This is a genomic window from Dactylosporangium siamense (assembly GCF_016862795.1).
GTDB lineage: Bacteria > Actinomycetota > Actinomycetes > Mycobacteriales > Micromonosporaceae > Dactylosporangium > Dactylosporangium siamense.
Window position 1 is genome coordinate 197,969 of record NZ_BONQ01000081.1, and the last position, 11,388, is coordinate 209,356.

General features: G+C 69.1%; 6 protein-coding genes. All 6 read left to right on the forward strand.

The window, feature by feature from the left end; genetic code table 11:
- Positions 1 to 638 precede the first annotated feature (638 nt).
- The 6 genes from Dsi01nite_RS26365 to arfA all read left to right on the forward strand — a co-directional run bounded on the left by Dsi01nite_RS26365 (position 639) and on the right by arfA (position 11,363).
- Positions 639 to 2,741 carry a family 43 glycosylhydrolase gene (locus Dsi01nite_RS26365; RefSeq protein ID WP_203848937.1) on the forward strand — a complete coding sequence of 701 codons (2,103 nt, stop codon included), beginning with the start codon at positions 639 to 641 and terminating at the stop codon, positions 2,739 to 2,741.
- The gene (locus Dsi01nite_RS26370; protein WP_203848938.1) at positions 2,738 to 5,158 is read left to right on the forward strand and encodes a non-reducing end alpha-L-arabinofuranosidase family hydrolase; all 2,421 of its coding nucleotides are present in this window, start codon (positions 2,738 to 2,740) and stop codon (positions 5,156 to 5,158) included. Before Dsi01nite_RS26365 ends, Dsi01nite_RS26370 begins: the two co-directional genes overlap by 4 nt.
- 84 nt (positions 5,159 to 5,242) lie before the next feature.
- Entirely contained in the window at positions 5,243 to 6,358 is a 1,116-nt protein-coding gene (locus tag Dsi01nite_RS26375) for a ricin-type beta-trefoil lectin domain protein (RefSeq protein WP_203848939.1), read from the forward strand.
- A gap of 2 nt (positions 6,359 to 6,360) precedes the next feature.
- On the forward strand, positions 6,361 to 7,986 hold the full coding sequence (locus Dsi01nite_RS26380) for a glycoside hydrolase family 27 protein (protein ID WP_203848940.1): 1,626 nt from the start codon (positions 6,361 to 6,363) through the stop codon (positions 7,984 to 7,986).
- A 2-nt stretch (positions 7,987 to 7,988) separates the two neighbouring features.
- Positions 7,989 to 9,794: a family 43 glycosylhydrolase gene (locus tag Dsi01nite_RS26385; RefSeq protein WP_203848997.1), complete on the forward strand. Its 1,806-nt coding sequence runs from the start codon at positions 7,989 to 7,991 to the stop codon at positions 9,792 to 9,794.
- Between the two features lie 54 nt (positions 9,795 to 9,848).
- Positions 9,849 to 11,363 (forward strand): arabinosylfuranosidase ArfA, encoded by a 1,515-nt coding sequence (gene arfA, locus Dsi01nite_RS26390; RefSeq protein ID WP_203848941.1) that lies wholly within the window; start codon positions 9,849 to 9,851, stop codon positions 11,361 to 11,363.
- Positions 11,364 to 11,388 lie beyond the last annotated feature (25 nt).

Below are 11,388 nucleotides of genomic sequence, written 5' to 3' on the forward strand. Positions count from 1 at the left end.
CGGCGGCAACAGGCGGATGGTCTGTCCACATTGGCGTGTTGCGGGTCTCCAAAGTGCGCGAAAGGAAGGACCGCGTCAAGGTCTGCACAACGTATTCCCGCCGGTGCGCGGCAACGACTCCGCCGCCGCCCGACGGATAACGGAAAGTGCGCGAAGTGCTGCGGCGAAAATCGCGCGGATCGCCTTGAGCTGCCAGGACATGCCCGGTTGATTCACGGGAAAGCATTCGAGGAAAATGTTATACGACGGCCTCGGTGAAAGTCGCGTCATTTCGTTCGTGAAAATTTCGGGCGGCCGTCGCAGTGTTGTCGCTGCCGCGTCGTCTCCGAATATGCGGGTTGAAGTGCACAAAGGTGAGGCCGGCGTGCGGTGAAACGGGCGCGGCTCGATGGTTCAGGTCACATCGAATGTCGTGACGCACTTGAATGTTCGCGGCAGGTCTGGCAATCTCCCCGCCTAGATGTGAGCGCTCCCGCCCCCGCTCGCACGCTGCCGACCCGCCATTGAATCACCGGACAGCCCTCCGCCGGGCACATCATGTGAGCGTTAACAAGCAGTTCGGTCCGCCCCCCGCCGGCACGGACCGACGCCGTGTTCGGTCGATGGCCCGCGGCGCCCGCACGACTGAAGGAGAACCCATGCAGATCCACAGCCCGGCTCCGCCGGTCGGCAACCGGCCACGCGGATGGCGATCCGGCATCATCGCCGCCCTGGCGACGGCGCTGGTCGGTGGCGCCGTCGTGGTGGCGAACATGACCTCGGCGTCAGCCGCGACGGTCGACACCAGCGCCTCCTACGTGCTGGTCAACCGCAACAGCGGCAAGGCCGTCGACGTGTACAACTTCTCGACCGCCGACGGCGGACGGATCACGCAGTGGACGCGTGGCGACGGCGCGAACCAGCAGTGGCAGTTCGTCGACTCCGGCGGTGGCTACTACCGGATCAAGTCGAAGCACTCCGGCAAGGTCCTCGATGTCTACAACTTCTCCACCGCCGACGGCGGCTCGGTCGTGCAGTGGGCCGACGGTAACGGCACCAACCAGCAGTGGCGCCTGGCCGACTCCTCGGACGGCTACGTACGGTTCATCAACCGCAACTCCGGCAAGGCCCTGGAGGTGCAGGGCGCGTCGACCGCCGACGGCGGCAACATCGTGCAGTACGCCGACTGGGGCGGCGCGAACCAGCAGTGGCAGCTCGTCCGCGTCGGCGGCACCACCCCGACGTCGAACCCGCCGGGCGGCTCGGGACAGTTCAACAACCCGGTGGTGTGGCAGGACTTCGCCGACGGCGACATCATCCGCGTCGGCGACGCCTACTACTACTCCGCCTCGACCATGCACTACTCGCCCGGCGCGCCGATCCTGCGCTCCTATGACCTGGTCAACTGGGAATACGCCGGGCACTCGGTGCCCAGGCTGGACTTCGGCTCCAGCACCTACGACCTCAGCGGCGGGCGGGCCTACGTCAAGGGCATCTGGGCCTCGACACTGAACTACCGCAAGTCCAACAGCACCTACTACTGGCTCGGCTGCGTCGAGTTCAACCGCACCTATGTGTACACGTCCTCCGCCGTGGACGGCACGTGGCAGAAACGCTCGCAGATCAACAACTGCTACTACGACGCCGGGCTGCTCGTCGACGACGACGACACGATGTACGTCGCCTACGGCAACAGCACCCTCAGCGTCGCCCAGCTGTCCGCCGACGGGCTCAGCCAGGTCCGCACCCAGCAGGTGTTCACCACCCCGTCGAGCGTCGGCACCCTCGAAGGCTCGCGGTTCTACAAGCGCAACGGCAGCTACTACATCTTCGTCACCAGGCCGGCGAACGGTCAGTACATCCTCAAGTCGAGCAGCCCTTGGGGCCCGTACGAGATGAAGCAGGTCCTGCTCAACATGCCCAGCCCGATCTCCGGCGGCGGCACCCCGCACCAGGGCGGCCTGGTCCAGACGCAGAACGGCGACTGGTACTACATGTCCTTCGTCGACGCCTACCCCGGCGGTCGCGTCCCCGCCCTCGCCCCGATCAGCTGGAGCGGCGACGGCTGGCCGAGCGTGCAGACCGTCAACGGCGGCTGGGGCGCCACCTACCCGAAACCGAACATCACCACCTCGAAGACGGTCAAACCGATGACCGGCGCCGACACCTTCACCACCGCGGCGCTCGGACCGCAGTGGGAGTGGAACCACAACCCCGACACGTCGAGGTTCTCGACCGGCAACGGGCTGCGGCTGCAGACCGCCACCGTGACCGGCGACCTGTACTCGGCCCGCAACACCCTGACCCACCGCGTCCAGGGACCGACGTCCACCGCGACGATCGAGCTGGACTACTCCGCGCTGGCCGACGGCGACCGCGCCGGCCTGGCCATGCTGCGCGACTCGTCCGCCTGGATCGGGGTCAGACGCGACGGCACCACCACCCGGGTGTCGATGGTCAACGGCCCGACCATGAACAGCAGCTGGGCCACGACGAGCACCGGCACTGAGGCGGCGAGCGCCGCGGTGTCCGGCGGCCGGATCTGGCTGCGGGCCACCGCCGACATCAGACCGGGCAGCGGCCGGCAGGCGCGGTTCTCCTACAGCACCGACGGTGTCAACTTCACCGCCCTGGGCTCCGCGCTGACGCTCAACAACGCCTGGCAGTTCTTCATGGGCTACCGCTACGCGATGTTCAACTACGCCACCCGGGCTCTGGGCGGCTCCGTCACCGTCAAGCGATTCGAAATGAGCACACCATGAACGCTCGAAGACTCCGCGTGATCCTGCCGCTGGTGGCGGCGACCGTGCTCGCCGCGGGCGCGGCGGTGTTCCTCAACGGCTCCGCCGACGCGGGCACGACCCTCGGCGCGTCCGCCGCGGAGAAGGGCCGCTACTTCGGTGCCGCCGTCGCCGCGGGGAAGCTCGGCGACGGCACGTACACCGGCATCCTCAACCGCGAGTTCAACTCCATCACCCCCGAGAACGAGATGAAGTGGGACGCGACCGAGCCGTCGCAGGGCCGGTTCTCCTACCCGAACGCGGACCGGATCGTCGCTCACGCGCAGGCCAACGGGCACAGGCTGCGTGGGCACACGCTCGCCTGGCACTCCCAGCAACCGGGCTGGGCACAGGGCATGTCCGGCAGTGCGCTGCGCAACGCGATGACGAACCACATCACGCAGGTCGCCACGCACTTCAAGGGCAAGATCTACGCCTGGGACGTGGTGAACGAGGCGTTCGCCGACGGCGGCAGCGGCGGGCGCCGCGACTCGAACCTGCAGCGCACCGGCAACGACTGGATCGAGGTCGCGTTCCGCACCGCCCGCGCCGCGGACCCCGGCGCGAAGCTCTGCTACAACGACTACAACACCGACGGGATCAACGCCAAGAGCACCGGCATCTACAACATGGTCCGGGACTTCAAGTCCCGCGGCGTGCCGATCGACTGCGTGGGCTTCCAGTCGCACCTCGGCGGCCTGCCGTCCGGGGACTATCAGGCCAACCTGCAGCGCTTCGCCGACCTCGGCGTCGACGTGCAGATCACCGAGCTCGACATCTCCGGCAGCAACCAGGCGCAGGCCTACGCCAACGTCGTCAAGGCGTGCCTGGCAGTGTCCCGGTGCACGGGCATCACCGTGTGGGGCATCCGCGACAGCGACTCGTGGCGTACCGGCGAGAACCCGTTGCTCTTCAACTCCTCCGGCGCGAAGAAGGCCGCCTACACCTCGACGCTCAACGCGCTCAACGCCGGCACGAACCCGAATCCGACCGGCTCGACCGGCTCTTCCGGCATCGACACCAGCGCCTGGTACGTGCTGGTCAACCGCAACAGCGGCAAGGCCGTCGACGTGTACAACTTCGCCACCAACGACGGCGCGCGGATCACGCAGTGGACGCGCACCAACGCGAACAACCAGCAGTGGCAGTTCGTCGACTCCGGCGGCGGCTACTACCGGATCAAGTCGAAGCACTCCGGCAAGGTCCTGGACGTCTACAACTTCTCCACCGCCGACGGCGGCTCGGTCGTGCAGTGGGCCGACGGTAACGGCACCAACCAGCAGTGGCGCCTGGCCGACTCCTCGGACGGCTACGTACGGTTCATCAACCGCAACTCCGGCAAGGCCCTGGAGGTGCAGGGCGCGTCGACCGCCGACGGCGGCAACATCGTGCAGTACGCCGACTGGGGCGGCGCGAACCAGCAGTGGCAGCTCGTCCGCGTCGGCGGCACCACCCCCACCACGCCGGGCAGCAGCACCAGCACCGGCGGCGGGTGCACCCTGCCGTCGACGTACCGCTGGTCGTCGACCGGCTCCCTCGCGAACCCGAAGTCGGGCTGGGTGTCGTTGAAGGACTTCACCAACGTCGTCTACAACGGCCGGCACCTGGTGTATGCCACCACCCACGACACCGGATCGACGTGGGGGTCGATGAACTTCGGCCTGTTCACCAACTGGTCCGACATGGGCTCCGCCAGCCAGAACGGCATGAACTTCGGCGCCGTCGCACCGACGCTGTTCTACTTCGCGCCGAAGAACATCTGGGTCCTCACCTACCAGTGGGGCGGGGCCGCGTTCAACTACCGCACCTCCAGCGACCCGACCAACGCGAACGGCTGGTCGTCGCCGCAGACGCTGTTCTCCGGCAGCATCTCCGGCTCCGGTACCGGCCCGATCGACCAGACGATCATCGGTGACGGCTCCAACATGTACCTGTTCTTCGCCGGCGACAACGGCAAGATCTACCGGGCCAGCATGCCGATCGGGAACTTCCCGGGCAGCTTCGGCTCCTCCTACACCCAGATCATGAGCGACTCCACGAACAACCTGTTCGAGGGCGTCGAGGTGTACAAGGTGCAGGGCCAGAACCAGTACCTGATGCTCGTCGAGGCGATCGGCGCGAACGGCCGCTACTTCCGCTCGTTCACGTCGAGCAGCCTGAGCGGCTCGTGGAGCCCGCAGGCCGCGTCGGAGAGCAACCCGTTCGCCGGCAAGGCCAACAGCGGCGCCACCTGGACCAACGACATCAGCCACGGCGACCTGGTCCGCAGCAACCCGGACCAGACGAAGACCGTCGACCCGTGCAACCTGCAGCTGCTGTACCAGGGCCGCTCGCCGAGCTCCGGCGGCGACTACGGCCTGCTGCCCTACCGGCCGGGCGTGCTGACCCTGCAGCGCTGACCCCCGCCCGTCCGTCCGAACCGGCCGGCCACCCCACGGTGGCCGGCCGGTGCGTCCCGGCAACCCGCCTCAGGAGGCACCGCCATGCGCTCAGCACGACGATGGTTCAGCGCGGCCGCAGTGGCCGTCGCGCTGACCACCGCAGGCATCATCACCCTCACGACCGGCACCGCCGCGGCCGAGTCCAACGGCGGCGTGCGGATCATGCCCCTCGGCGACTCCATCACCGAGGGCACCCAGGTCCCCGGCGGCTACCGCATCGGCCTCTGGCAGCGCCTGGCCGCCGGCGGCTACCGCAACGACTTCGTCGGCTCCCAGTTCAACGGGCCCGGCTCCCTCGGCGACCACGACCACGAGGGCCACCCCGGCTGGCGGATCGACCAGATCGACGCCAACATCACCGGCTGGCTGGGCAACACCGGCCCGCGCACCGTCCTGCTGCACATCGGGACCAACGACGTCCTGCAGAACTTCAACGTCTCCGGCGCCCCCGGCCGGCTGTCCACGCTGATCGACCACATCACCGCCGCCGCACCGTCCGCGGACGTGTTCGTCGCCAGCATCATCCCGATCAGCAACGCCGGCCAGGAGTCCGCTGCCCGCACCTTCAACGCCACGATCCCCGGCATCGTGCAGGGCAAGGTCAACGCCGGCAAGCGCGTCCACTTCGTCGACATGCACGCCGCGCTGACCACCGGCGACCTCATCGACGGCGTCCACCCGACGTCCGGCGGCTACGACAAGATGGCCGCCGCCTGGTACACGGCGCTGCGCGCGGTCCCCGGCAGCATCGGCGACCCGGGCACCCCCAGCACCCCGGGCACCGGCTCGGCACTGGCCAGCGCCGCGTCCGGGCGCTGCCTGGACGTGCCCAACAGCAGCACCACCAACGGCGTCCAGCCGATCATCTACGACTGCAACGGCAACGCCAACCAGCGCTGGACCGCCAACGGCCAGGCCCTGCAGTCGCTCGGCAAGTGCCTCGACTCGCCGACCGGCGCCACCGCCGGCACCAAGGTCCAGCTGTGGGACTGCCACGGCGGCACCAACCAACGCTGGAACGTCAACTCGAACGGCACGATCAGCAACGCCCAGTCGGGCCTGTGCCTCGACGTACGCGGCAACGCCTCCGCCAACGGCACCCTCGTGCAGCTGTACACCTGCACCGCCGCGGCGAACCAGCGCTGGACGAGGAGGTGACCATGCGACGGCTCGTCACCGTGCTCACCGTCGGCGTGCTCCTGCTGGCCGGCGCCGTCGGCGTCCTGCGCGCTCCCTCCGCCGAGGCCCTGGACAACGGCGTGGCCCGCACCCCGCCGATGGGCTGGAACAGCTGGAACACGTTCGGCTGCAACATCAACGAGACCCTGATCCGGCAGATGGCCGACGCGATCGTCAGCAGCGGGATGCGGGACCTCGGGTATCAGTACGTCGTCGTCGACGACTGCTGGTTCAACCCCAACCGGGACAGCGCCGGCAACCTGCAGGGTGACCCGAGCCGCTTCCCCAGCGGCATGAAGTCGCTCGGCGACTACCTGCACGCGCGCGGGTTGAAGTTCGGCATCTACCAGGGCCCGCTCGACAAGACCTGCGCGCAGTACTTCAACAGCTACCCAGGTGCGACGGGGAGTCTCGGGCACGAGGCGCAGGACGCCCGCCAGTTCGCCGCGTGGGGCGTGGACTACCTCAAGTACGACTGGTGCTCGCCCAGCGGCTCTATCTCCGAGCAGGTCACCACGTTCGCGAAGATGCGTGACGCGCTCGCCGCGACCGGCCGGCCGATCGTCTACAGCATCAACCCCAACAGCATCCACGCCAAGACCGGCCCGCAACGCAACTGGGGCGACGTCGCGAACCTGTGGCGGACCACCGAGGACATCACCAACGCCTGGGACACCGGCCAGAGCAACGGCTACCCGATGGGCATCCAGAACATCGTCAACGTCACCGTGCCGCTCGCCTCATACGCCGCGCCGGGCCGGTTCAACGACCCCGACATGCTGGAGGTCGGCCGCGGTGGCATGAACGACACCGAGATGCGCAGCCACTTCGCGCTGTGGGCGATGCTCGCCTCGCCGCTCATCGCCGGCAACGACATCCGCTCACAGAACGCGGCCACCGCGACGATCCTGAAAAACCAGCAGCTGATCGCGATCAACCAGGACACCCTCGGCCTGCAGGCGACGCAGGTGTCGAACGACGGCACCCGCCGGGTCCTGGCCAAGCGGCTCGCCAACGGTGACGTCGCGGTCGCCCTGTTCAACCAGGGCGGATCGACCACGACGATCAGCACCACCGCGGCGGCGGCCGGCAAGTCCGGCAGTTCGTTCACGCTGCGCGACGCCTGGACGAACACCACCAGCACGACGACGGGTGCCATCAGCGCCACCGTGCCCGCGCACGGCACCGTGGTGTACCGGGTCAGCGGCGGCGGCACCACGACCCCGCCGACGGGCTCGACGTTCGTCAGCGCGGCCTCCGGGCGCTGCCTCGACGTGCCGAACGGCACCACCGCCAACGGCACCCAGCCGGTCATCTGGGACTGCAACGGCGGCACCAACCAGCGCTGGACGGTCAACGGCGCCTCGCTGCAGATCCTCGGCAAGTGCCTGGACGCGCCGCTCGGCGCCACCGCCGGCGCCAAGGTCCAGCTGTGGGACTGCAACGGCGGCGCCAACCAGCAGTGGACCCTCAACGCCGACGGCACCGTCCGCGGCGCCGCGTCCGGGCTGTGCCTGGACGTCGACCACAACCTCACCGCCAACGGCACCGTCGTCCTGCTGTGGACCTGCACCGCCGCGGCGAACCAGCGCTGGACGAGAGGATGACCATGCGACGACTCGCCGGCCTGCTGCTCCTGATCGGGACCGCCGTGTTCGTGGCCGGCCCGATGCCGCCGGCGCGGGCGGACAACCCGATCGTGCAGACCGTCTACACCGCCGACCCGGCACCACTCGTGTACAACGGCCGGGTCTACCTGTACACCGGCCACGACGAGGACAACTCGACCTACTTCACGATGAAGGAGTGGCGGGTCTACTCGACGACCGACATGGTGAACTGGACCGACCACGGCTCGCCGATGAGCCTCACCACGTTCAGCTGGGCGAGCGCCAACGCGTGGGCCGGGCAGGTCGTCAACCGCAACGGCAGGTTCTACTGGTACGTCCCAGTGACGAACCGCGCGACCGGCCGGATGGCCATCGGCGTCGGCGTGTCCAACAGCCCTACCGGACCGTTCACCGACGCCATCGGCCGGCCGCTCGTGGAGAACAACGAGATCGACCCGACCGTGTTCGTCGACGACACCGGCCAGGCCTACCTGTACTGGGGCAACCCCAACCTCTGGTACGTGCGGCTGAACACCGACATGACCTCCTACTCCGGCGGCGTGACCCAGATCCCGCTCACCACCGCCGGGTTCGGCACCCGCAGCGGCAACGCCAGCCGCCCGACGCTGTATGAGGAAGGGCCGTGGGTCTACAAGCGCAACGGCCTCTACTACAACGTGTTCGCCGCGAAGTGCTGCTCGGAGTTCATCGGCTACTCCACCGCCACCGGCCCGACCGGACCGTGGACCTACCGTGGCACCGTCATGCCCACCCAGGGCGGCAGCTTCACCAACCACGCCGGCGTCATCGACTACAACGGCGGCTCGTACTTCTTCTACCACAACGGGGCGCTGCCGGGCGGCGGCGGCTACACCCGGTCCGTCGCGGTGGAGAGGTTCAGCTACAACGCCGACGGCACCATCCCGACGCTCACGATGAGCAGCACCGGCGCGCCGCAGGTCGGCACCCTCAACCCGTACGTGCGCCAGGAGGCCGAGACGATCGCCTGGGAGACCGGCGTCGAGACCGAACCGTCCAGCGAGGGCGGCATGAACGTCGGCTGGATCGAGAACAACGACTCGATCAAGGTCAAGGGCGTCGCGTTCGGCGGCGGTGCCACGTCGTTCACGGCCAGAGTCGCCTCCGCCACCAGCGGCGGCCGCATCGAGCTGCACCTGGACAACGCCAACGGGACGCTCGTGGGGACCTGCACCGTCGCCGGCACCGGCGGCTGGCAGACCTGGACGAGCGTCACCTGCCCGGTGAGCGGCGCGACCGGCACCCACGACCTGCACCTGAAGTTCACCGGCGGCAGCGGCAACCTGTTCAACGTCAACTGGTGGCAGTTCGGCCCGACCGGCGGCGGCGGTGACCTGATCACCAACGGCTCCATGGAGAACGGCACCACGGGGTGGACGGTGTTCGGCAGCGGCACCCTGGCGTCGAGCCCGACCGCCCACGCCGGCAGCGGTTCCCTGCAGCTGACCGGCCGCACCGCGGCGTGGAACGGCCCCGCGCAGGACATGACGTCGAAGCTGACGAACGGCAGGAGCTACGCGGTGAGCGCCTGGGTCCGCAGCCAGAGCGGGACACCCAGCGCGAAGGCCATGCTGGCGGTGACCGCCAACGGCACGACCAGCTACGTCCAGCTGGCCCCGGCGACCGCGGTCAACGCCAACGGCTGGACCCAGCTGACCGGCACGGCCACCGTGTCGTGGACCGGCGCCCTGACCGGCGCCACCTTCTACGTCGAGACGACGAGCGGCACCGACGGCCTCCTCGTCGACGACGTCTCCCTGCGGTAGGCGACGACCACCGCACGTCTCGGTACGCTGAGCCGGCGATCAGGAGGAGGACGCATGCTGTTCGCCGGCATCACCGTCGACCCGGCCTTCGTCGTCGGGCCGGTCCGCAGACGGACCTTCGGCTCGTTCGTCGAGCACCTCGGCCGGTGCGTCTACTCGGGGCTGCACGACCCCGGGCATCCGACCGCCGACGCGGACGGCTTCCGGGGTGACGTCGTCGACCTGGTCCGCGAGCTCGGCGTCAGCGCGGTGCGGTATCCGGGCGGGAACTTCGTGTCCGGATACCGGTGGGAGGACGGCGTCGGCGCGCGGGCGCAGCGACCGACGCGGCTCGACCTCGCCTGGCACTCCACCGAACCGAACACGGTCGGCGTCGACGAGTTCGTCCGCTGGGCGCGCCGCGCCGGCGTCGAGCCCATGATGGCGGTCAACCTCGGCACCCGCGGCATCCAGGAGGCGCTGGACCTCCTGGAGTACTGCAACGTGCGCGGCGGCACCGCCTGGTCGGACCTGCGGCGGGCCAACGGCGCCGAGGAGCCGCACGCCATCCGGATGTGGTGCCTCGGCAACGAGATGGACGGGCCGTGGCAGATCGGGCACAAGACGGCACAGGAATACGGGCGGCTCGCCGCGGAGACCGCCAGGGCGATGCGGCAGCTCCAGCCCGACCTCGAACTGGTCGCCTGCGGGTCGTCCGGCTCCGGCATGCCCACGTTCGGGGAATGGGAACGCGTCGTCCTCGGCGAGGCCTACGACGTCGTCGACCTGATCTCGGCGCACGCCTACTACTGCGAGGAGGACGGGGACCTCGCGTCGTTCCTCGCCTCGGCGCTCGACATGGACCAGTTCATCGAGTCGGTGGTCGCCACCGCCGACGCCGTGCGCGCCGCCCGGAAGGCGACCCGACGCATCAACCTCTCGTTCGACGAGTGGAACGTCTGGTACGTCAAGCGCGCCGAGTCCCGACCGCCGACCGGTGACGACTGGCCGATCGCTCCGGTGCTGCTCGAGGACCGGTACAACGTCGCCGACGCCGTCGTCGTCGGCAGCCTGCTGATCTCGCTGCTGCGGCACACCGACCGGGTCCACGCGGCGTCGCTCGCCCAGCTGGTCAACGTCATCGCACCGATCATGACCGAGCCCGGCGGCCGGTCCTGGCGGCAGACGACCTTCCATCCGTTCGCGTTGACCGCCCGGCACGCCGCCGGTGAGGTGCTGCGGATCGTGGTCGACGCACCGGTGCACGACACGGCCCGGTTCGGTGAGGTACCGGCCGTCGACGCCGTCGCCACGTACGAGCCGGACACGGGCGGGCTGGTGCTGTTCGCCGTCAACCGTTCGACGACCGAGCCGGTCGGGTTGACGGTCGACCTGCGGGGCTTCCCGCGGCTGCGGATCGTCGAGGCGGTGACCCTGGCCAATCCCGACCACACGTGGTCCGCGACGGCGGACGACGCGACGACGGTCCTGCCCCGCCCGAACACCTCGGCGGCGCAGGACGAGGATGGGGTACGGGTCGAACTGCCGCCCGTGTCGTGGACGATGCTCCGCCTCGACGCCACGGTGTGACGGCGTCAGGTACCGCCGCCACACC